The organism is Dactylosporangium sp. NPDC051484, from assembly GCF_040689395.1.
Classification (GTDB): domain Bacteria; phylum Actinomycetota; class Actinomycetes; order Mycobacteriales; family Micromonosporaceae; genus Dactylosporangium.
In genome coordinates, this window is record NZ_JBFAZX010000028.1 from 1 (window position 1) to 21320 (window position 21320).

The window sequence follows — 21320 nt, forward strand, 5'->3', positions numbered from 1 at the left end:
CTGCAAGGCCGCCGCGCGTTCACCGACGAACGCGAAGCCCGGCTGACCGCGTTCCGCTGGCTGCACCGCTACAACACCGTCCGCCGCCACTCCCGGCTCGGACAGCAATCCCCGATCAACTACGAAAACAACATCCGAACAGCACCAGCTACGCTAGCGGCAGCCGCATAAACCCCGTGTCCAGGATCAGGGGTCAAGCCCCGGTGCCGCGGTAGCGCAGTTTGCGGCAGCGGCCTTTCGGGCCGATGAGCCAGGCGATGGAGCGTTCGACCATGGGCCGGTGGCGGCGGTAGGTGGTGGCCAGGGCGGGGTTGGTGGTCCAGTCCCGGCGGGCGGCGCGCAGCAGCGTGTCGTGCGGGTGCAGGGTGATCGACCGTCCGTCTTTGGCGGTGGTGCATTGCACGCGCAGTGGGCAGCCGCGGCAGCCGGCGCCGAACGTGGCGGTGCGTTTCGTGCTCAGCCGTCGGGTGAGCCCGCCCGGGCAGGTGACGGTGCCGGCCTGCTCGTCAACGGTGAAGTCGTCGATGGTGAACCCGCCGGGCACGGCCGGGCGCAGCGGGCCGGGTCTGATGATCGGAGTGTGGCCGGACGCGGCGAGGGCGGCGCGGGCGTCGCCGGTGCCGTAGGCGGTGTCACCGAGCACCTCCAACCCGCTGCTGTCGGTGGCGGTGTGGTGTTCGTGGTCCTGGTGGAGCAGGGCCAGGCCGATGACGGCCTCGTGGTTGGCCTCGCCGGCGGCCTCGGTCAGCGTTGCGCCGGTGAACAGGCCGGTGTCCGGTTCGATGATGACGTGGCCTTTGAACCCGTCCTGGCGGTGATGAACGGTTTTGTGCACGTGCCGGGCCTGCGGGTCGACGGTGGAGATCACCCGTTCCGGGGCGACCCGGCGGGCGATACGCCATCGGCCGTCGGTGCCGTCGGAACCCTCGGCCGGTTCGACGTCCTGCCCCGCGACCAACGCCAGCAGCGCCAGGACCTGCACGGCCGGCTCGGCCTCGCCACCGCCGTGGTCACCCTCGTGGCCACCATCCGCGCTTGCCCGCGCCCACGTCGTCGGCGCCGGCACCGCTAGATCGCCGAGGGTTGGCCGCGGAGCTGTCTATCCACGGCCAACCCCCGCACTCCGGGCCCACACCACACCGTGTCCACCGGCCCGCGTCACCCTGCGGGGTGGCAGCCGCCTCGGGGCGGGGCAGTGCGGCCGAGAAACATGGCGGACCAACCCCCGATCGGGCGATCTTGTGACAAATAGTCCTGTACGGGATCAGCCCGCTGACCTGGCGGCGCCTGGAGGGGATCCCGCCGCCACCACAACCGCCGAGTGCAGAGGACGTCGAACATCCGTGCACACGAGTTCGGACATCGACAGCCGGGTGACCGCGGCCCGGGATCAGCTGACTCGCGCGCAGAAAGACGGGAGCGCGGCCAGGATCGCCGCGGCCGCCCAGCGGCTTGCCGATCGCCGGAACGAGGCCGAGCAGCTCGCGGACGCCGGGATCGCGGAGATGCAGCACCTGATCGGCGGCGGGCTCGACAACACCGGCGCCCTGCTCGATCAGATGGGCCGGGTCACGGACGCCCAGGCCGCGGTGACCGACACCTTCCTTGACCGGCCGGCGGCCGGCTCGTGAGCGGGCGAGCGCCGTGGCGGGCGCGGATGATCGGCGACCTCGACCACGGCCGGGTGCCGCAGGGCGCGGTCCTGCTACTGGTCGCCGCCGGACACGAACCTGAGGACGCCGCCCGCCAGCGCGTCGCCGCGGCGACGGCGGGACAACTCCCGCTCGACCTCTCCACCGCGGCTCCGGGAGGACACCGATGACGGCCGCGATCGAGCCCACCGACTTGCTCGCCCCCGCCCCGGCCTTCCTCACGGAGATCCGGATCGGCTACGCCCGGGTCTCGACCGGCAGCCAGAAACTCGAGCGGCAGCTCGACGCGCTGCGCGTCGCCGGCTGCCGGCGCATCTTCGCCGAGAAGGAATCCGGCAAGGACACCGACCGGCCCGAGCTGGCCGCGTGCCTCGCGTTCGTCACCGCCGGCGACACCCCCTGGTCGTCCCCGCGCTCCACCGGCTCGGCTGGTCCCTGCAAGACCTCATCACCACCGTCGGCGGTCTGCGTTCCCAAGACGTCGGGTTCCGCAGCCTGCACGAGAGCCTCGACACCACCACACCGGGAGGGCGGCTCATCTTCCACGTCTTCGCCGCCCTGGCCGAGTTCATCCGCGAGCTGATCGTCTCCGGCGCCCACGAAGGCCTCGCCGCCGCCCGCGCCCGCGTCGGCGGCCGACCCAGCGTGATCAACCCGGAGATCAAGCGCGCCACCCGCGACATGCTGCCCAACCCCGAGGCCAGCGTCGCCTCGATCGCCAAACTGCTCGGCGTCAGCCCCGGCACGCTCTACAACCACATCCCGAGCTGCGCGAACTCCGCGCCGCTGGCCGGGCCCGGACCGCAGCGGTCACGGCATGATCCGGCTGCAGCCCGACCTGGTCGAGTACACCGGCTTCGGCTGGTTCCCCCGCACCAAGCCGACCAGCTGGCCAGACGGGCAGACCGACCCGCACCTGGGCCGGGCCCCTGGCCAAACTCGACACCCGCATCACCACCAGCGGCGACCCGGCCGGAGGGACACGCCATGCCGGCCGGTGACCCGGCGCGGCCGCCCGCGCCGCGCAGGAGCGCCGACGACCGCCATCAGCGGGTCGAGCAGTCTCGTCCGGTCAGCCACCGACGCACTTTAACCGCCTTTGCAGGTGTACCGCAGGAGCCCGCGATCGGTCCTGATGAGCAGGACGCTGCCGTCGTCGCTCAACCCCTCGGGCTGCTGCACCCTGGAGGTGCCCGGCAGCGGACCGACCCGGGTGCCGTCCCAGAGCTGCACGCCGGCCATCATTGAGAACAGCACCACTCGGCCGTCGCGGGTGACACCGGTAGCCGAGACGTATTCGCCCGGGATGCGCTCGACCGTGCCGTCGCGCAGGTTCCAGCGGGCGATCGCCATCTTCTCGGTGCCGACCAGGGTGCCGTCGGACAGAGTGCGCGAGCGGGCGAGAAAGTCGATCGTGCCGACCACCCACTCGCCGGTGATGTACACCGCGACGCCGCCGGGCATCCCGTCGGGCACAGGCAGCGGGCGGCCGTGCCCGTCGGCCGCCGACCACAGGTACGGCTGCTCGTAGCCGCCGATCGCGCCGGTGATCCGCCCGTCGTCGCTGATTCGTGCCGCCGTCGACGCCTTGCCCGACGGCGTGTCGAGCAGCACCGGCCGCAGCGGGTCGGAGAAACGCCAGAGCACGGCCCGCCGCTGGTTGCCGGCCAGGTTGACGACGCCGACGATGTCGCCGCCGACGTTGACCCCGCCCGCCTGGCCCGACACGGCGCCGGTCGGCAGCGGCAGCGTGGTGACGTGGCCGTCGCGCCACGAGATCGGCCGCTGCCGCTGCTCGAGATCCTGATAGCCGACGACGGTGCCCGCCGCGCTGACGGCGGTGGCAACGATGACGCTGGGCTGGGTGACGGTCCTGACCGCCGTGCCGTCCTTGAGCAGCGTGATGGTCTGGCCGGTCTGGTCGCCGACCGCGATCCACTGACCGGTCGGGTCCATCGCGATCGAGCTGGCGCCGTCGGCCCCCGTGACCTCGGCGCCGGTGCAAGTGACCGGGCCCGTCGAAGGACTGGGGCCGGGCATCGCCGGGGCCGGCTTCGGGCGCCGGTCGTCGCGGCTCACGGCGAGCGCGGTGCCGCCGGCCACGACCACCAGCACCGCGACCGCGGCGGCGACCGTCGTGACCGCCCGGCGGCGGCGCACCCGGGTGCGCCCGGCGTGCAGCACGCGGCCCGCGTCGAGGCGGGTCGCCGGGACCGGCTCGTCCACCAAGATCTGGAACGGGTTGTCGTTCACGCCACACCTTCCGGGATGTTCGCCAGGGTCACGTCGTCGCCGAGAGCCCGGCGCAGTGCCTTCAGACCGTTGGACGTCTGGCTCTTGACCGTGCCCTCGGACCGGCCGAGCAGCACGGCTACGTCGTGCACCGGCAGATCGCACAAAAAGCGCAGCACGAGCACGGTGCGCTGCCCGTCGGGCAGGTCGCGCAGCGCCTGGCGCAGCAGCATGCGCTGCTCGACCAGGGGAACGCCGGACGCGACCGGCACGTCGGGCGTCGCGTCCCACAGCCGCACCCGCGACCACCAGCGGCGCCGTTCGGTCAGGCACTGCCGGACCACCATGGTGTGCACGTAGGCGTCGAGGTTGTGCACGTCGTGCCGGCTCTTCCAGCGCAGGTAGAGGGTGGTCAGGGCGTTCTGCACCGCATCGTCGGCCCGGTCCCGGTCTCCCAGGAGCTGGTAGGCGATGCGGTGCAGGCGTGGGATCCGTGGACCCACGAACTGGGTGAACTCGTCGTCGGCGTCGTGGCGCACACGAGATAGATGCATGCCGGACACCGCCGGGTTGAGGCTGCGGTCAGGAATGTTTGGGCTGCTTCATCCACCACTCGGTGAACTCGCGGCACTGGCCGACCTCGTCGAGGCGGATCACCCAGAAGTTGAGGCAGACGCGACAAGCACACGGCGCGTCTGCTCCAGAGCCATGTCCTCGTCCCAAGCACTTCTGCCCGTTCCTGACGCGCACGACCACCGCCCTGGGCCGCACAAATGCCGTGCGGCGCGGGCGCTCCCGCGAAAGTTAGGGTGCATCAAGGGGATGGCCGGGCTGCGGCGTCGACTTCCTGATCGCCTCGCCTCGCTCCGACCCCACTTCGATACAGACTCTAACCACGTGCGACGGCGATGGTGGTGGCGCCGGCCAGCATGCTCGCCGCGAACGTGGCCGAGGCGAGCGCCGCGGCCGGACCCGCGCCGATGCGGGCCCGCGCGAGCGCCGCGACGTCGACGACCCGGTTGCCGCCCTGCCACGCTGCCGCGTCGTCGCCCAGGGTGAAGTGCAGGGCCTGCGGCGGCTGGGTGATGCGGATGCCGGTGATCTCCGAGGCGAACTGCACCAGGACGGTGTCGGCCGACAGCAGCACCGTGCGGACTGGCAGCGAGCCGTCCGGCGCGGTGATGCGCAGGTCCGGCCAGCCGGCCACGGCGTGGGAGCGCAGCAGGAACCCGCTGCGGCGCTGCGGCGCGCCCGGATGCAGCAGGTACGAGGCCCACGCCCCCGCGTGCGGGGCCAGGTCCGCGGCGAGCGTGGCGTCCATGCGCAGGTCTGCGGGGGTGACCCGGCCGAGGCTGAGCGCCCCGTCGAGCAGCGCGGCCATCCACCCCTCGGCGACGGAGAAGAACCGCAGGCTCTCCCCCGCGGCCTGGGCGGCGTCGGGCACGAGGTAGTTGAAGGGCACGCCCTCCAGGTCGGCGAGGCTGTCGAGCCACCCGGTCACGGCGTCGGGCACCGGGGGCAGGGTGGTGTCGCCGGACTTGCGGCGCTGGCGCGCAGCCGCTTCCAGCGGAACAGCGCCGCCGCGAACGGCTTGCTCTGCAGGGCCAGGAGCCGCCCGAGCTGCCAGGCCGCGGCCAGATGGGCCGGCAGGACGGCCACGGTGCCGGGCAGCGCCGGGCGCTCGCCGTCGGGCTTCGGGGCGAGCGGGCCGTCCCAGACGGTCACCACCGACTGCGCGAGCAGCCCGCACGACGGCAACTATCTGCAGGGTGTGCAGATGCTGTACGACGGCAGCGCCACGCTCGGGGCCGACGCAGGGCCTGCCGACCCAGACGAACGCCCTGACCGACGCCACGGGTACCACGCTGGCGTTGACGAAGCAGGGCCGCTCGACCTACGACCAGAACGGCCGGTTGCAGGACAGCTTCGACGCCCTCGAGCACAAGAGCATGACCCGCCACACCCCGAGCTCGGGCGGTCCGGTGACCACGACGACCGTGACCAACCCGCTCGGCCACGTCCAGAACACGACCGTCGAACCGGGCCACGGCACCGCGACGACCGTCGTGGACGCCGACAACCAGACCACCACTGCCCAGTACGACCTTCGACGGCATGCTGGGCCATCTACGGATCTGGGCCCGACGACTTGGCCTTCTCCGCGGACAGCGCAACCGAGCGATCGAGCAGGCGATCGCCAACCTTCGAAACCTCGCCGCGCACCCGGGTCACCACTTGACCACCCCGGTCGACGCGGCCGGAACGCTGAGCGATCTCACCGAGATCATCAACCACCTGTGGGGTGCGCCGACCCCGGGCGGCCGCCTGTACCCGGCTCCGATCCGACGTGAAGCCGTCGTGCTGGCGTGGAACGCGGCCAGCACGCGGCTCTACACCGCCCTCGCCGACACCCTGCCGACATGGGGAGATCCCGACGACGAGCCATTGCAGTGCGTTATCGTGCACGCTGTCTGCCGCCCCGGACATCACGTCCCCGACCCCGGCCTGCGTCAATTCGACTCCCGCTGCGAGGTAACCCAGTACCCGGCCGACCTGCTGTGGGGGCCGGGATCGATCTCCGACGCCGCCGCCTGGTATGCGGTACATCAACCAGGCCCCGACGAACGCGACTACCTCGACCGGACGTTCGTCGTCCGCCACGACGGCGCCGAGCTGCACCTCCCGATGCGGCCCGAGGTGGCGGCTGCTCTGCCCGCCACAGAACAGTCCGGTCAGTGGCCATAAGGACCGATCACCCAAACGACGCCTTCCATCACGCACGCAACCTCCTGGCCGGCGTCGACTGCGCTCCAGACGGGCCGTGCCCCAACTGCCACGCCGAGACCCTCCGCATCGACAGCTTCCAGCCGGTCATGTCGGCCGTCATTGATCCGGCTGTCCCTGCGCCACCGCCGCCCGCGGACGTCTCCACGCCGTGGGCCATTCCACGCTTCCGGACAATCACCTAGCGCAGGGTCAACGCATCACCACCATGCGAATCCCCGCAGCACGCCGGAGAAACGAGAAAACCGCAGGTGGGGGATCCACCTGCGGTTCTAGCCCCCGCGCCGCGGCGCGGGGGCCGGGCGCCTCACGCTTCACACGGTCGGCGACGCGCTCTCCAGGAATCGCAGCACGGCCAGGACCCGCCGGTGATCGCCCTCCGAGGCGGGCAGGTCGAGCTTGGTGAAGATGCTGTTGATGTGCTTGGCCACGGCACTCTCGCTGACCACGAGCTTCTCCGCGATCCCGGCGTTGGACCGCCCCTCGGCCATCAGCCCGAGCACCTCCCGCTCCCTCCCGGTGAGCCGGTCCAGCGGGGTGTTCTGCCGTCGCACCAGCAGCTGCGCCACCACCTCGGGGTCCAGCGCGGTGCCGCCCGCGGCCACCCGGCGCAGCGACTCCAGGAAGACGTCCACGTCCGCGACCCGGTCCTTGAGCAGGTAGCCGACGCCGGTGGTGCTCGTGGAGAGCAGGTCGGCGGCGTAGCGCTCCTCGACGTACTGGGACAGCACCATGATCGCCACCTCGGGCCACTGCCGCCGCACCACCAGGGCGGCGCGGATCCCCTCGTCGGTGAAGGTCGGCGGCATCCGCACGTCCGCGATCACCAGTTCCGGGCGGTGCCGCTCCACCGCGGCCAGCAGCCCGGCGGCGTCGTCCACCGCGGCGGCCACCTCGAAGCCGGTCGTCTCCAGCAGCTTGGTCAGCCCGGCGCGCAGCAGCACCGAGTCCTCGGCGATCACAGTTCGCACGGAAGCTCCACCATTATCGTGGTCGGCCCGCCGACCGGGCTGACTATCTCGAACCTGCCGTCCACCGAGGCCGCGCGCTGTGCCAGGCCGGTCAGCCCGGAGCCGCGGGCGGCGTCGGCGCCGCCGATCCCGTCGTCCGCGACGGACAGCCGCAGCAGGGCGCCGTCCAGCCACACGTCCACCCGGGCCGCGGACGCCTGGGCGTGCTTGGCCACGTTGGCCAGGGCCTCCGAGACCATGAAGTACGCCACCGCCTCGACCGTCGGCGGGACCCGCCGGGGCACGTCCACCGCCAACCGCACCGGGACCGGGGAGCGGGCCGCGATGCCGGAGAGCGCCGCGTCCAGGCCGCGGTCCTCGAGGACCACCGGGTGCAGGCCGCGGACGAGGTTGCGCAGCTCGCCCAGGGCCTCCTTGGCCTCCTCGTGCGCCTCGGCCAGTGCGGTCCGGGCGTCCTCGGGCAGGTCCTTCAGGGTCGACCGGGCCAGGCCCAGGTTCATCGCCAGGGACACCAGCCGCTGCTGGGCGCCGTCGTGCAGGTCGCGCTCGATCCGGCGGCGCTCGGCGTCGGCGGCGTCCACCACCGCGGCCCGGCTCTCGGTCAGGTCGGTCACCCGGCGGGCCAGCCGCTCCGCCCGGCTGGGGCCGAGTAGGCCGGTGGCGAACTTCAGATCCCAGCGCACCGAGGCCATGACCAGCCAGGGCGTGAGGTAGACCACTACCAGGCACACGAGCGCCCCCCAAAGCGCCAGGGACGTCGCCATGGACAGCCACTTCCAGTTCGGGCCGAAGGCGATCGCCGCGCCCAGCCAGCCGAAGCAGATGAGCCCGCAGACCCACATGGTGCCCGCGATCACGCCGACCAGGTTGGCCGCCGGTCCCGCGATCAGGTGGTAGCAGGCCTGCCGCCAGGTGCGCGGGTGGCGCAGCCGCGCGCGCATCCGCGAGAGGAACGGCGCGTCCGCGGACGCGGCGTCCCGGGCCGTGTGCGGGGCCCGGGGGATCTGGGCGCCCCGGATCTTGTAGTACGCGGACCGGCGCAGCGTCGTGAGCTGCGGGCCCAGCAGCACCGCCGCCAGCAGCGGGAGGAAGGCGCAGGCGAGGATCGACGGCAGGTAGATGGGGGCGAAGAACGCCCACGGCAGCCCGATCAGACCCAGCGGCAGCAGGCTCAGCGCCGAGGAGAGGATCACGAACCACAGGTCGCGCCACGCCCGCCCGCGCCAGGGCGCCAGCAGGAAGCGGCCGATCGGCGCCAGGACGGTGTCCATGGCCCCTACGGTATTCGGCCACGTGACCGGCGCTCCATGGCGCTGGCGCCCGCTTCGGCCTGTATCTGGCACCACCCCCGGAACGGAAAGCCACACTACTGATTCGCCGGGCCGCGGCGGCCAGAGTGGTGATCGTGCCCGGCGCACCACCAGACGCCGACGCCGGGCGGAGAGGGGACGACCGCCATGCTCGCCGTCACGGACCGCCTCGACCGCGACCCCGTCCTCGGCCGGATCGGGTCCGAGCCCGGGCCCCGGCCGGGGCGCGGGCGTCCGGACGCCCGCGCCGACCGCCCTGGCGGACGCCGGCCGAGCGCGCTCGGTGCCGCCTTCGTGCTGGCCGGGCTCGCGATGATCCCGTGGGTGTTCTACCTCTCGGTCACCCTGCCGGCCAGCGCGCGGGACGCGCACTGGCCGCTCGCCTGGGTCGGCCTGGACGGCTGCGAGGCGCTGGCGCTGTTCGCCACCGGTGGGTTCCTGCTGCGGCGGGACAACCGGTGCGTGCTGACCGCGGTCGGCAGCGCGGTGCTGCTGCTCGTGGACGCCTGGTTCGACGTCACCTCGGCGGCGCCCGGCCCGGACCTGGCCACTGCGATCGTCATGGCGGTCTTCGCCGAGATCCCGATCGCGCTGGTCTGCGCCGTGCTCGCTGCGCGCGTCCTGCGCACCCCGTTCCCGCGCGGCTGACCGGCCGCCGCGTATCCGTTCCGTCCGCGCCCTGTCGCGCGTCACCGAGAAGAGAAGACCGATGCCGCTCATCAGCCGTCCCTCGCGCAAGACCGTCCTCGCCGCCACCACCGGAGCCGCCGCCGTCGCTGCGGGTGCATGGTGGTTCAGCGACCGCGCACCGTATCCGTATTCACAGCGTCGCCTGTTGGATCTGGAGCTGCCCTTTCTGGGGCTGTCCGATCTGGACGCGGTGCTCCGTCCGCGGACGGGTGAACGGATGCTGGAACTCGGTCCGGGCACCGGTCTGCAGGCGCTGCACGTCGCGCCGCAGCTCGGTCCGGACGGGCGCCTGGACATCGTGGACGTGCAGCAGGAGATGCTCGACCACGTGATGCGCCGGGCGAAGGAGGAGGTGCAAGCGGGTAGGAACGCGGCGGCAGCGATCGTGCCGCACTGCTCGGACGCGCGGGAGCTGCCCTTCGACGACGGCGTGTTCGACGCCGTCTACCTGGTGACCGCGCTCGGGGAGATACCGGAGCCGGCCCGCATGCTCAGCGCGGCGGCGCGGGTGCTGAAGCCGGGCGGGCGGCTGGTGGTCGGCGAGTTCTTCGACCGGCATTGGATCCCGTTCGGGCGGCTGCACCGGCTGGCCAACGGGCAGGGGCTGCACCTCGCCGAGCGGCGCGGGCCGAGCCTGGCGTACCTGGCCCGGTTCCGGCCCTGCGGCCGCAGCGGTCTGAGCTTCGGAGCAGCCCCTAGGCCACCGTGCCCACCGGAGACGCGCCGAGGCCGCTCACCGCTACCTCGCGTGATCATTGGATTCCTAGTTAACGCGAACTTACCACCACTTCGGATACCACCTCAGGATCTCCTCCGCCGGTCTTGACTCTCTTTCGGGAGCCCACCGACTGAGACCACGCGCCCGCAGAAAGGCGAAAGGTAGAGCACCCAGCCCACAACAGCTGATAGCCTCCGGAGCCCCGCACGGGTCATGACAGGATGATAGGTCGGTTGATCAAGCAAGCGAGATACAGCGATGCAGGCGTACAGCAACCGACCGGACCGACCCCAACCCGGTCCTGCCCGTGATCGTTGCAGCGCAACGGGTCCGACGACACCGAACCCATCGCCGGGACTCCCGTGTTCGCGGGTCGAGTCCGCTTGCGGTTCGGGCACGACAGCGAACGCTCCGCGCTCGCGGACCTGAGCCGATCCGGTCTCGTGCGCTAAGGTGCTCGCTGTGATCCGGCAGACCATGGCGGCCTCTGTAGATACGGCAAACGAGGTCGAGGCGGCTGAGGCTTGGCTGAACGCCAACCGGGACGCTCTAACCTACGCCGAAGAGAAAGGTGGCTGCGGCTGCTGCGTCCGGGTGTGGAAATTGGAGGGACCTGCCGAGGTTCTGGCGACAATTCCCTACGAGGTCTCGGCCTCCTCCGCCTGGGATTCGGCCTAGCCTCCGCGGCGCGGGGCAAGGCAGGCCGAACGCTCGGACCCATCCCGACTGTCGCCCCTCGACTACTAAGACCGACTGCGCGAGAAGGGCCGACTCTCCGGCGTCTAGGACGACAGCAACGCTCCGAACAGCGACCATCGACCGCCAGCGGCCACAGACACCAGGAAGGTATGGGGGTATCACCCATGCCAGGTCGGCCTCAGCGCGTGCCTGGCGCCACTGGCGTGCCCGGTGCGCTGCCCGCAATGCCCCAGCTGGCCGGGCGGGTGTACTTGGTGCTGCGCGATGTCCGCATCGAGTTCGCCGCGGGTGTGGCTACGACCGACACTCGTCGTGAATCGTTGGAGTCAATGTGCGGTGTCGGCGGCCTTGCCGGCGAGGGCGTCGGCCATCCGCCTGCGGAGCAGTTGCCGCTCGTGGCGCGTCGGCGCGAGGTCGGCGGCGTGTTCGAGCTCTTCTGCGGCCTCGGCCGCCCGACCCAGGCGGATCAGGATGTCGGCGCGGACGGCGCCCAGCAGGTGGTAGCGGGCCAGGCGCTTGTCGTCCCGGATCGCGTCGATCGCCGCGAGGGCCGCCTCCGGCCCGTCCGCGTAGAGCAGCGCGACCGCACGGTTCAGGTCGACGATAGGTGAGGGGGCGACCTGGGCGAGTGCGTCGTACAACGCGACGACCCCGGCCCAGTCGGTCTCGGCGAAGGTCCTCGCGCGGGAGTGATGGGCGGCGATCGCGGCCTGGATGGCGTAGGGCCCGAGCGGCCGGCCGAGCTTGGCCGCGCGGTCGAGCATCGACAGCCCGTGGGCGATGAGTATGCGGTCCCAGCGCGACCGGTCCTGGTGGTCCAGCAGGACCGGTGTTCCGTCCGGCTCGGCGCGGGTGGCGAATCGTGACGCATGCAGCTCCATGAGCGCCAGCAGCCCGAACACCTCCGGCTCCGTCGGCAGCAGGCCCGCCAGCACCCGGCCCAGCCGCATCGCCTCCTGGGCCAGGTCGCGGCGGACCCAGCCGTCGCCGGAGGACGCGGAGTAGCCCTCGTTGAAGACGAGATAGACAACCTCGAGTACAGCGCCGACCCGGGCCGGCAGCGTGTCGGCGCCGGGTGGTTCGAACGGAACCTGCGCCTCGCTGAGGGTGCGTTTGGCCCGCGAGATCCGTTGGCCGAGCGTCGTCGAGGGAACGAGGAACGCCCGGGCGATCTCGTCGGTGCTGAGACCGCCGATGAGCCGCAGGGTCAGCGCGACCCGCGCCTCCCGGGGCAGGATCGGGTGACAAGCTATGAAGATCAGCGTAAGTACGTCGTCGGAGATCGGGTCGGGCAGGTCGTCGGCGACGTCGGGCGTGTACGGCTGCGCTTCCACCGCGATCAGTGCGGCCTTGCGACGGCCCGCTTCCTCGCGGCGCGCCCGGTCGATCGCCTTGTGCCGGGCCGTGGCCATCAGCCAGGCGCCGGGCCGGGGCGGGATGCCCTCGGCCGGCCACTGCTCCAGCGCGGCAACGAACGCCTCGGAGGCGAGGTCCTCGGCGACCCCCACGTCCCCGATCTGGCGGGCGAGGGTGGCGATCAGCCGGGGCGCCTCCATCCGCCAGAGCGCCTCGATCGTACGCCGCACGTCCATCGTCATCCGTCTTCCCGGGGCGCCGGGCTCTCCTCGTCGGCGCTGGCGGCGGCGAGAGTGGCATCGAAGTCTGCCATTTCATAGAACGGCCGGATCTCGAGCACCTGATCCGCGCCGTACCGCGGGTCATACGGACATCTCTTGGCCCACTCGACGGCCTCCTCCAGCGAGCGGACCTCCCAGATCCAGTAGCCGGCGATGAGCTCCTTCGACTCCGCGAACGGCCCGTCGACGACCGACGTCCCGGTCTCGGTGAAGACCACCTGTGCGCCCTTGGCGCTGGGCTGCAGTCCCTCGCCGCCGAGCATGATGCCGGCGTTGACCAGTTGCTCGTTGTACACCCTCATCTGCTCGAACATCTCCGCCGTCGGCGTGCCCTTCTCCTCGTCGGCGCCGGCGCCCTTCGTCATCACCAGAACTCGCATGTCGTCTCCTCCTGTCTCCGCGCTTCCGCCTGCTCCGCGTAACGCTAGCGCTACCGGGCGCTGGTCCTGGCCAGGACGTCGGCGAGAAGCTCGAAGTCGACCGCCTGCCCTTCAGTGATGTCAGCGGTCTTCCGGTCGCCGTTGCCCAACGACCGCAGAACGCCCTTGACGGGATCGATGCCGCTGGCATTGAAGATTAAGAATGAGATCTTGCCCCGCGCGACGTGGATCGCTGCCACGTGCCGACCGTCGCTGGCGAAGTGCGGCTTGCCGTACTCCAGCCGCTCCTCGACGTCCGGGACCGTCCGATGGACGAGCTGCCGAAGCTTCTCGCACACCTCCACCTGCCACGGCAGTCCCCGGTTGATGTAGGTCGTTACGTCGTCGTTCATGTCGATCTCCTCTGGTATCGGTCCTCGTCATCGTGCGGGCTAGTGCGTCACCGACACGCTCCGGTGCGACTCGTCAGATCAGCTGATCGAGCGGTAGGTGATCACGACCACGCCTTTGTCGAAAGTGGTGCAGTCGACGAGCTCCAGTGCGGTGGCGCTCTCCGGCCGGAACAAGGGCTCGCCGCTCCCCTTGATCACCGGGTAGATCCAGACCCGGTACTCGTCGAGCAGCCCCGCCGCGGCGAGCGCGTCGGTCAGGCGGCCAGTCCCCCAGACGAGGATGTCCCCGCCGTCCTGCTCCTTGAGTTGCGTGACCTCGGCGACGAGATCGTCCCCGGCGATGACCGTCGCGGGTCCCCATGCGGCGGTGTCCACCGGCCCGTTGGCGACCACGTACTTCGCGATGGAGTTGACGTGGTCGGCGTAGGGGTTGCCGCCCATGCTCGGCCACGCCTGCGCCATACCTTCGTAGGTCACCCGGCCGAGCAGCAGGGAGTCCGCCTTGAGAGTCATCGTGAACGCGTACTGCTGAGAGTGCTCATCCGAGTACTGGAACGTCCACTCGTGGGGGTTGTCGATGTAGCCGTCAAGGGTGGCGTAGGTCGAGGCGATGATCTTGCGCACGGAACTCTCCTGCGGGTGTCTGTCCGGGCTGGCCGGGGTCGCGGGGTTCGCTTCCGTACAGACTTCGAACAGGACAGGGCGGCTTCGACAACCGGCCGACAAGTTTTTTCAAGAGCTCTACGAGCCACCCCAGGACGGGGCCGACGGCGTACGGCCCCGTCCAGCCGCTGTCGTGGGATGTGCCGGAAGCGCTGCCTGCGGTACTCCGAGGCGCCGCTGGTCGCGGCGGACATCGTTCTGTGACGCGCCCCGGCAGGGAACCTGCGCTAGATCCCTGATTCGACCGGCCCCCTGCTGGGAAATCACGCCCCCGCTTACCCCCGAAAACCCGTCGTCGGGGTTGACCAAGGGCGACAAACGTTGACTAGCAGTTGGCGGCGTTCGCGCAGGTCAGTGGTAAGGCGTGACAACCAACGACAACCCCGAACCCGCGAGGGTGTGTAACTGCGAGTGGCCGAGGATGTCCATCACCACCCGAGGCGACACGCCACCGAACAGAAGCAGCGTGGCACGTGTGTGCCGGAGGTCATCGAACCGAATCGACCGGACCCCCGGCACGACTGATGAGTCGTTCGTACGTGGTACTGAGAGTGGGCGGGCCCTTTGGACACGGCAAAATCGGGACCGCCTTCGGCCGGCTCAGCTCACACGGGCAGGCGCAACCAGGCGGACTGGCGCTTGCCGCGGAAGACGGCCAGTGCGTTCAGCCCGGCGGTGCCGACGTGGTCTTCCCAGGGGTGCTCGGTGGCGTAGCCCCGCAGAAGCTTGAAGTGTCGGTTGGCGCGGCCGGGCTCGCGGGTCAGCATGAACCAGGCAGCCGCGTAGTTGTGGGCCAGGAACTCGTCCGGGGTCGCGCAGGGCCCGGTCGGCAGCCGCTCGGCCGCGCGATGACCCTCGGCACGCACGTCCGCGTCTCGGACGAAGCCGCGCCCCTCCCGCAGGAAACGCTGGTATTGGACGACGAAGAACAGCGCCGGCAGGGTCGAGCCGGCTGGGGCCGAGGTCAGCCATTTGCGGATGTGTTCGAGCGCCAGCTCCGTCGAGCCGCCCCACATCGGGCCCAGTGCGATGACCGCGTGCAGCTGGGAACCGAGGTGCTGCGGCGCCCGCGCCTCGAGCTCTTCGCGGCGGCGCAGCACCTCGTCGGTGTCGACCTGCTGGCCGCGCGCCATCATGAGCAGGTATGCCCAGGGCGCCGGGTCGCGCGGGTCGGCCTGCGCGGCCGCGCGGCAGTAGTTCTCGGCCTGGCCGAGGACGGCGATGAAGTCCCGCAGCCGCTGCTGCTGCGTATGGCCGGCCAGGTCGCCACCGCGGATCTCCCAGGCCCGGTCCACCTCGACGCCGCCGCGCACCGCGAGGGCTGTCGGGTTGCCCGGCTCGGCCCGCACCCAGTCGTCGAGGCCGGCGGGCACCGAGGCGCCGGTCCGCGCCGTCAACGTGCTTACCGCGACCCGTATCCGGTCGAGCCGGTCGTGCGCGCTCGTCAGCCCGGCGGTCAGCGCCGCCCCGAGCACCCGCAGGTCACCGCGCTTGGCGGCGTCGCGGACGGCCGCCAGTTCCGGGCGGCCATAGGTGATGTCAATACGAGCCATGGCGGTGCTCTCCAGACCTGGGGGGAGGTGGACGATACATAATCACCCATCGTCCGGCGAGGCCGAAGCCGGGTAGCGCGGCCTGCTGGCCACCCGAATCCGGTCGTGGGCGACGAACACTCCAACCCTGTTGATCATGACTCCTGCGTACCGGAAGGTCGGGTCGGTCAGCGCGTCACAGCGGCTGCGTGCCGCCGAACGGCGCGGCCAGTGTGGTGATCAGGGCGATCCGCGTTGCCCGAATTGTCCGGGTCAGTGCTTCGACGCGCTGGGCATCTCCCAGTCGCCGATGGTCTGGCCCGGACTGAGTCAATCGTGGACAGGATGGCTTCCAAGCGGTTGTACGTCGGGCAGATCACCGAGACCGGGGTCGTCCATGCGGTCAGGCGTCCAGTAGTGGCAGGCGCAGCGGGCCCTGGATGGCGTCGGCGGCGAGGATCACGCCGGCCGCTCCGGAGCTGAAGTCCATCGACATGCGCAGGTTGTGGTCGCCGTGCCCGACCCGACCGAGTGGTTCTGCACCGACACGCTGTGCCCGGCAATCATCGGCAACGCCCTGGTGTACCGCGACGGCAGCCACGTCACGACCAGCTACATCAAACTCCTGACGCCACTACTGACCGCAGCACTGACCGACTGATGACCGGTGAGATCCACTGCCGCAGGACGGCAAGCCCGCAACGCCGGCCGCGTGAATGGCAAGCTCGACGGTCCGGCTCGACGGCAGCCTCCCCACACAACGGTCTGCGATTTACACACCTTCCAGTCGCCATTGTCGATATTATCCGCGAAGCCGGCAGAGCGCGAACATCGCGAGCCAACGACAACCGCGAAGGCCGGTTCGGGGCCGAGACGTATTTATCGTGGCCAACTCTCGGAAGATTGCGAAAAACACCGTCACCGTGCCAAGCTGACTTCATATCGCTCGAATATGGGGGCCGACGCTTGACTTCCTTGCCCGGCAAGCGCTGGCTTCCGGCCGTTGCTTCTTTTGCCGCATGCGTGTCACTCATCTGGTTCGCCAGCCGATCCAGTGGCACTGAGGCCATCGTCCTGCTCGCCGCCGCGGCAATGCCCGCCGTTTTGGGCATCAGCCTGCTGTCACACAAGTAGTCGCGTGAGCAATGGCGAAGCTTATTTGAGTAAGGCGATTTCGCGTCTATGCCGTCGTCGCCGAACCTGGCGGCCGGCTTTGGGTGCCGCCCTGCGGCGAGTGGGCGCCGACGAAACAGCGCCGCGGCCCAGTTGACTCACCGGGCGCGCCGTGCCCTACGATACGGCGCGCCCGCCTGGAGTAGCGCAGAGACCCTATGGGCGGTGCTGCGGATACGTGGATATTCAGTAACGGATCGAAATGTTGCTCGCGGCATGAATATCGGTCATCCCGCCGGTGCCTCCGGAGAAACCGGCCAGCGCGTACGCCGGAATGCTGACCTTCGTGTTGAGTACCTGGGTGCCGTCGAGGCTCACCACCAGGTTGCCGTTCACCACGGAGACCTCCACAGCGTGTGTTCCGCTGCGCAGTAGCGGGATCGCCGTCGAGGAGGAGGCGTAGCTGATCGCTCCGCCGGCGGTACTTGTCGCGATGCCGATGAAGTTCGTCGAGTTGACGCCGGGCTGCGGGTACGTGACCAGTGTGACGGCGACCCCGGGTAGGGTCGCGAAGCCCAGGCCGCCGCCCTTGGTGCCGAGCGAGGTCGGGCTCGCCTGGGCGGCGTCGAGCAGCATGAACGTCATGCCGTCAGCGCCCGTGCCGCCGTTGAGCTGCGCGGTGAACTTCGCGTTGAGCCGGGCGGTCGGGATCGGCTGGCCGAAGATCGCCGTGCCGGCCTTGTTGACGTCGGCCGGGGTGAGCTGGAGCGAGCCACCGCTGATCGTGGCCGCGCCGTTGGCGGTCCAGCCGGCAGCCGGCGGGGACGGCACCAGTGAGGCACCAGCCACGATCTGCGCGCTGCTGACCGCGTGGACGTCGTTCATGCCGCCGTTGCCAGCCGTGAAGCCGGCGAGGGCGGTGGCCGGGAGCCCCGGCACGTCCTTCGTGAGCACGGTGTTCCCGTCGACTTTGAGCGTGATCGTGGTACCACTGATCGAAATATTGATGCTGTGCGTGCCGACCCGCAGTTGCGGTACCGACGTGGTGCTCGCCAGCAGGGTCATCGCGCCGCCGGCGGTACTTGTGCCGATGCCGACCCAGTTGTACGAGTTGACGCCGTACGCGGCGAACGTGTCGAAGACGACCGCCACGCCCGGCAGGCCCGCGAAGCCCAGGCCACTGCCCTTCGCGCCGACGCTGGCCGGACCGGCCGGCGCCTGCGCCGGATCGATGAGCGCGAAGGTCGCACCATCGGCGCCGCTGCCGCCGTTCATCCGCAGCGTGAACGCCGCCGTCATGCCGTCGGTGGCGATCGTCTGCGAGTAGAACGCCGAGCCGGCCTGCATGTTCGTCGCCGGCGTCAGAACTGCCTCGTTGCCGGCCATGGCGGCGCTGCCGTTGAAGATCCAGCCAGTACCGGGCTGCGGCAGCAGCGTGGTGCCCGACGAGATCGTCACGTTGCGCACCCAGTGCTCGTCGGCGGAGCCGCCGGTGGCGCCGGTGAACGCGGCGAGCACGCTGCCCGGCAGGCTGACCGCCGCCGACAGCACCTGGGTGCCGTCGATCGTCACGTCGACGTTGCCGGTGGTGGCCTTGACCACGACGTTGTGGGTGCCGGTACGCAGGGCCGGGATGTTCGTGGCCGTGGCCACGTAGGTCAGCTGACCGGCCACGGCGCCGGTCGTCAGGCCGATGAAGTTGTTCGAGGGGTCGTTGCCACCCTTGTAGGTATCGAGCGTGACCGCCACGCCGTTGAGGCCGCGGAAGCCCAGGCCACTGCCGGCCTGACCGAGGCTTGTCGCGGTCGCCGACGCCGCGTCGAGCATCGCGAACGTCATGCCGTCCGCGCCGCCACCGGGGCCGAGCTGCACCTGGAACGACGCCGTGAGCCCGGCCGAGGGCAGCGGCGTCGCGTAGACCGCGGAGCCGGCCTGGTTGGAGGTGGCCGGGGTGAGCGACAGGTCCGAACCGGACATCTTCGCCGAGCCGTTGAACACCCAGCCGCCGCCGAGCGACGGCAGCGGCGTGCCGCTGGGCGGGTTCGTCGAGGAGCCCGTGACCGGAACCGCGTGCGCGCCGTTGCCATCGTTGGAGCTGATTGTGTACACGTTGTTGTACGTGCCGGGCATGGAAGGCGCGAACGTCACCTGCACCTGGATGGTGTCCCCGGGCGCGAGCACCTGCCCCTCGGGCAGCGGCGTATTGACCACGTACGGCAGCGCGGGCGGCGCGGCCTTGGTGACCGTCACGGCCAGGTTGCCGGTGTTGGACACGGTGAGTGTCTTCGTCGCCGACAGGCCCACCGGGACGCTGCCGAAGTTCACCGACGCCGGCGTGATGGACAGCTGGGCGACGCCGACGACGGCCGTGGCCTGCAGCGCCATCGTCGCGGTGCCGTTGCCGCTGGTCACTGTGATTGACGACGTGTTCGTGCCGGCCGCCGTCGGCGTGTAGGTCACCGAGACCGCCACCGACTGGCCGGCGGCGACCGTCGCGCCAGCGGCAGGCAGACCGGTCACCGTGAACGGCCCGGACGGGCCGGTCACCGCGCTCACCGTCTCATCGGTGATGCCCGTGTTGGTAAAGCTGGCGCTGAGCGTCAGGTTGCCGCCGACCGGCGTCTCCTCGAACTGCAGCGTGGGCGGCGAAGCGGCCAGGCCCGGTTTGTACGCGTTGCCCTGCAACCCGGTCGGCAACAGCTGGTCCATGCCGCCGTCGATGAGGTTGAACGACAGCACGCCGGGCGTGGAGCCGGGCGCCGTCGGCGTGAAGGTCGCCGGGACGTCGATGCTCTCGCCGGCGGCCAGCGACAGGGGCAGCGCGGGCGGGGTCACCGCGAACGGCGCGGACGTGGTGATCGCGTTGATGGTGATCGGCCGGGTGGCGGTCACCTTCACCGTGGTAGTGCCGGTGGTACCGACGAGTGTCTGGGCGAACGTGTTCTGCGCCGTGGTGAGGGCTGCGGTGGTCGGCTGGCCGAAGCCGAAGACCTTGCCGTCGCGGGTGCCGACGTAGACGCGGCCGTTGGAGGTCGCCGGGGTGGCGAACTTCACCGCGGTACCGATGGGGAAGCAGCGCAGCAGCGGCAGCAACTGGTTGACCGGGATCGCGTTGTACGCGCACAGCTGCCCGTTGGCGCCGGTTGGTCCGTCGACCCGCTGGACCCACACGACCGCGGAGCCGGCGTTGGTGCCGTTCGAGGTGACGACCGGGGAGCCGGACGTGTAGCCGAAGGACTCCGTGGAGTTGCCGGCGAGGCTGAGCGCCGGCTTGCCAGAGCCGTCGACGCCGTACTTGAACGCGAGCATCGACTGCTGGTTCTGCACGATGTAGAGGTAGCCGCCCTCGCCGCCGTAGACGGCGGGCCTGCCCCACACGCCGCGGTACGGGCCACCGGTCTGCACGACGGCGTCGGTGCCGCCGGCGCCCTGCGCCTTGCCGCCGAGGTTGTCCCGGTTGAGAAGGAAGAATCGACCGTCCTTGCCCATCTGGAACATCAGGTTCGGGACGGCGGCCGTGCCGAAGTACTGCGACGGCAGCGCCACCGGCCCCCCCGAGCCGAGGTCCTGGTCGTTCTGGTCCAGCGTCGCCGCGTTGGTCGGGCTGAAGAAGTCCTTGGCGCTCAGCGTGCCGTCGGCGGCCACACCGAGCCGCACCACCGACTGGGAGAGCTGGTTCGGCGGGTTGGTGCCCGGTCCGTTCGGTGGCGTGATGCCGTTGCCGGTGGCCAGGAAGATCCGGTCGGCGCCGTCGGAGACGAGGCCGCTGCCGCTCTGCCAGATGCCCGCGCCCCGGCTTGTCGCGCCGGATTCGTCGGACCAGATGTTCATCGCCTTGGTGCCGGTGTTGACGCCGACCACCCAGCCGACGTACGTGCCGTAGTCGCACTGGGCACCGAAGGCCATGTAGACCACGCCGCCCAGCAGCAGCAGGCCGGGCCGCTGGTTCACGTCGTAGCCGACGAACGGGTGCGACGGATCGTTGCTCGGCGTGCCCGCGATCTTCACCGGCCACCCGGTGCGCTCGGCGCCGTTGGTGACATCGACGGCGTGCAGATACCAGTTCGGGTGCTGCGCGTCGGGGCCGTCATTGACCTTCGTGGTCAGGTAGTACGTCTGCGTCGCCGGGTCGAAGACGCCGGTCGAGGTGTTGCCGAGGTTCGGCGTCAAGTCGGCGCAGCCGGTCGTGCTCGCCGGCCAGGGCGCACCCAGGCTGCGGGACCACTTGGTCGCGCCGGTCACGGCGTCGAGGCCGTAGATGTAGTTGTTCTCGGTGCTCACCAGCACGGTGCTACCCACGACCAGCGGCTGCGCGTACACCTGGCCGTTGACCTGCGTCGAGAAGAGCTGGCCGAATCCGCTGCCGGTGACGGTCGCCGGCGGGAGGTTGGGCTCGGCCGAGTCCCAGCCGCTGCGGAGGCTGTCCTGCGAATTGGTGAAGACGTCCGCGGCGGCGTTGGACAGCTGGAAGCCGCCCAGTATTCCCGCGAGCAGGGTCATCGCGAGCGCGATCCGGAGGGGATTGCGGCTGGCGCGACGATGCCCAC

21 protein-coding genes and 3 pseudogenes are annotated in these 21320 nt (G+C 70.6%); 10 read left to right on the plus strand and 14 right to left on the minus strand.

Annotation, left to right across the window (positions count from 1 at the left end; genetic code table 11):
* The gene (locus AB0367_RS31170; protein WP_366230128.1) at positions 1–171 is read left to right on the plus strand and encodes an integrase core domain-containing protein; all 171 of its coding nucleotides are present in this window, start codon (positions 1–3) and stop codon (positions 169–171) included.
* 34 nt (positions 172–205) lie between these two features.
* Here AB0367_RS31170 and AB0367_RS31175 read toward each other — a convergent pair.
* Positions 206–973 (minus strand): annotated as a pseudogene (locus tag AB0367_RS31175) (transposase); the annotation flags it as partial.
* A 370-nt stretch (positions 974–1343) separates the two neighbouring features.
* Between AB0367_RS31175 and AB0367_RS31180 the strand changes: the two are divergent.
* The 4 genes and pseudogenes from AB0367_RS31180 to AB0367_RS31195 form a co-directional block, all read left to right on the plus strand.
* Positions 1344–1631 carry a hypothetical protein gene (locus tag AB0367_RS31180; protein ID WP_366230051.1) on the plus strand — a complete coding sequence of 96 codons (288 nt, stop codon included), beginning with the start codon at positions 1344–1346 and terminating at the stop codon, positions 1629–1631.
* A complete protein-coding gene (locus AB0367_RS31185; protein ID WP_366230052.1) occupies positions 1628–1822 on the plus strand; it encodes a hypothetical protein in 195 nt (64 codons plus the stop codon). Before AB0367_RS31180 ends, AB0367_RS31185 begins: the two co-directional genes overlap by 4 nt.
* Positions 1819–1944: pseudogene (locus tag AB0367_RS31190) on the plus strand (recombinase family protein); the annotation flags it as partial. The gene AB0367_RS31185 and the pseudogene AB0367_RS31190, both read left to right, overlap by 4 nt.
* Positions 1945–2018: 74 nt before the next feature.
* Positions 2019–2219: pseudogene (locus AB0367_RS31195) on the plus strand (recombinase family protein); the annotation flags it as partial.
* Between the two features lie 522 nt (positions 2220–2741).
* Here AB0367_RS31195 and AB0367_RS31200 read toward each other — a convergent pair.
* From AB0367_RS31200 to AB0367_RS31220, 5 genes are all read right to left on the minus strand, one after another.
* Positions 2742–3905, minus strand: a complete 1164-nt coding sequence (locus tag AB0367_RS31200) for a hypothetical protein (RefSeq protein WP_366230053.1) — start codon at positions 3903–3905, stop codon at positions 2742–2744.
* Positions 3902–4438, minus strand: a complete 537-nt coding sequence (locus AB0367_RS31205) for a SigE family RNA polymerase sigma factor (protein ID WP_366230054.1) — start codon at positions 4436–4438, stop codon at positions 3902–3904. The genes AB0367_RS31200 and AB0367_RS31205 overlap by 4 nt, the downstream gene beginning before the upstream one ends.
* Positions 4439–4773: 335 nt before the next feature.
* Positions 4774–5397 (minus strand): hypothetical protein, encoded by a 624-nt coding sequence (locus tag AB0367_RS31210; protein WP_366230055.1) that lies wholly within the window; start codon positions 5395–5397, stop codon positions 4774–4776.
* The gene (locus AB0367_RS31215; protein ID WP_366230056.1) at positions 5382–5642 is read right to left on the minus strand and encodes a hypothetical protein; all 261 of its coding nucleotides are present in this window, start codon (positions 5640–5642) and stop codon (positions 5382–5384) included. The genes AB0367_RS31210 and AB0367_RS31215 overlap by 16 nt, the downstream gene beginning before the upstream one ends.
* A 136-nt stretch (positions 5643–5778) precedes the next feature.
* Positions 5779–5976 (minus strand): hypothetical protein, encoded by a 198-nt coding sequence (locus AB0367_RS31220; RefSeq protein ID WP_366230057.1) that lies wholly within the window; start codon positions 5974–5976, stop codon positions 5779–5781.
* Between the two features lie 23 nt (positions 5977–5999).
* Between AB0367_RS31220 and AB0367_RS31225 the strand changes: the two genes are divergently transcribed.
* Positions 6000–6629 carry a hypothetical protein gene (locus AB0367_RS31225; RefSeq protein ID WP_366230058.1) on the plus strand — a complete coding sequence of 210 codons (630 nt, stop codon included), beginning with the start codon at positions 6000–6002 and terminating at the stop codon, positions 6627–6629.
* 353 nt (positions 6630–6982) lie between these two features.
* On the opposite strand, the gene AB0367_RS31230 is transcribed toward AB0367_RS31225, so the two are convergent.
* Both AB0367_RS31230 and AB0367_RS31235 read right to left on the minus strand, forming a co-directional pair.
* The gene (locus AB0367_RS31230) at positions 6983–7639 is read right to left on the minus strand and encodes a response regulator transcription factor (RefSeq protein ID WP_214408707.1); all 657 of its coding nucleotides are present in this window, start codon (positions 7637–7639) and stop codon (positions 6983–6985) included.
* Positions 7627–8910: a histidine kinase gene (locus tag AB0367_RS31235; RefSeq protein WP_366230059.1), complete on the minus strand. Its 1284-nt coding sequence runs from the start codon at positions 8908–8910 to the stop codon at positions 7627–7629. Before AB0367_RS31235 ends, AB0367_RS31230 begins: the two co-directional genes overlap by 13 nt.
* Positions 8911–9096: 186 nt before the next feature.
* On the opposite strand from AB0367_RS31235, the gene AB0367_RS31240 reads away from it, so the two are divergent.
* The 3 genes from AB0367_RS31240 to AB0367_RS31250 all read left to right on the plus strand — a co-directional run bounded on the left by AB0367_RS31240 (position 9097) and on the right by AB0367_RS31250 (position 11035).
* Positions 9097–9597 carry a hypothetical protein gene (locus tag AB0367_RS31240; RefSeq protein ID WP_366230060.1) on the plus strand — a complete coding sequence of 167 codons (501 nt, stop codon included), beginning with the start codon at positions 9097–9099 and terminating at the stop codon, positions 9595–9597.
* Between the two features lie 61 nt (positions 9598–9658).
* Positions 9659–10465 (plus strand): methyltransferase domain-containing protein, encoded by an 807-nt coding sequence (locus AB0367_RS31245; RefSeq protein WP_366230061.1) that lies wholly within the window; start codon positions 9659–9661, stop codon positions 10463–10465.
* A 354-nt stretch (positions 10466–10819) separates the two neighbouring features.
* Positions 10820–11035: a hypothetical protein gene (locus AB0367_RS31250; protein WP_366230062.1), complete on the plus strand. Its 216-nt coding sequence runs from the start codon at positions 10820–10822 to the stop codon at positions 11033–11035.
* Between the two features lie 347 nt (positions 11036–11382).
* On the opposite strand, the gene AB0367_RS31255 is transcribed toward AB0367_RS31250, so the two are convergent.
* The 5 genes from AB0367_RS31255 to AB0367_RS31275 all read right to left on the minus strand — a co-directional run bounded on the left by AB0367_RS31255 (position 11383) and on the right by AB0367_RS31275 (position 15681).
* On the minus strand, positions 11383–12648 hold the full coding sequence (locus tag AB0367_RS31255; protein ID WP_366230063.1) for an RNA polymerase sigma factor: 1266 nt from the start codon (positions 12646–12648) through the stop codon (positions 11383–11385).
* 2 nt (positions 12649–12650) lie between these two features.
* Positions 12651–13073 (minus strand): YciI family protein, encoded by a 423-nt coding sequence (locus AB0367_RS31260; protein WP_366230064.1) that lies wholly within the window; start codon positions 13071–13073, stop codon positions 12651–12653.
* 50 nt (positions 13074–13123) lie between these two features.
* Positions 13124–13465, minus strand: a complete 342-nt coding sequence (locus AB0367_RS31265; protein ID WP_366230065.1) for a DUF1801 domain-containing protein — start codon at positions 13463–13465, stop codon at positions 13124–13126.
* Positions 13466–13543: 78 nt separating this feature from the next.
* Complete coding sequence (locus tag AB0367_RS31270) at positions 13544–14089, minus strand: dihydrofolate reductase family protein (RefSeq protein WP_366230066.1); 546 nt, start codon at positions 14087–14089, stop codon at positions 13544–13546.
* Positions 14090–14733: 644 nt separating this feature from the next.
* Positions 14734–15681, minus strand: coding sequence for a hypothetical protein (locus AB0367_RS31275; RefSeq protein WP_366230067.1), 948 nt, complete (start codon positions 15679–15681; stop codon positions 14734–14736).
* Positions 15682–16174: 493 nt separating this feature from the next.
* Here AB0367_RS31275 and AB0367_RS31280 point away from each other — a divergent pair, with 493 nt between their 5' ends.
* Complete coding sequence (locus AB0367_RS31280) at positions 16175–16321, plus strand: SGNH hydrolase domain-containing protein (RefSeq protein WP_366230068.1); 147 nt, start codon at positions 16175–16177, stop codon at positions 16319–16321.
* A 698-nt stretch (positions 16322–17019) separates the two neighbouring features.
* Here the strand turns inward: AB0367_RS31280 and AB0367_RS31285 are convergent.
* Positions 17020–21273, minus strand: coding sequence for a choice-of-anchor D domain-containing protein (locus AB0367_RS31285; RefSeq protein WP_366230069.1), 4254 nt, complete (start codon positions 21271–21273; stop codon positions 17020–17022).
* Between the last annotated feature and the right edge of the window lie 47 nt (positions 21274–21320).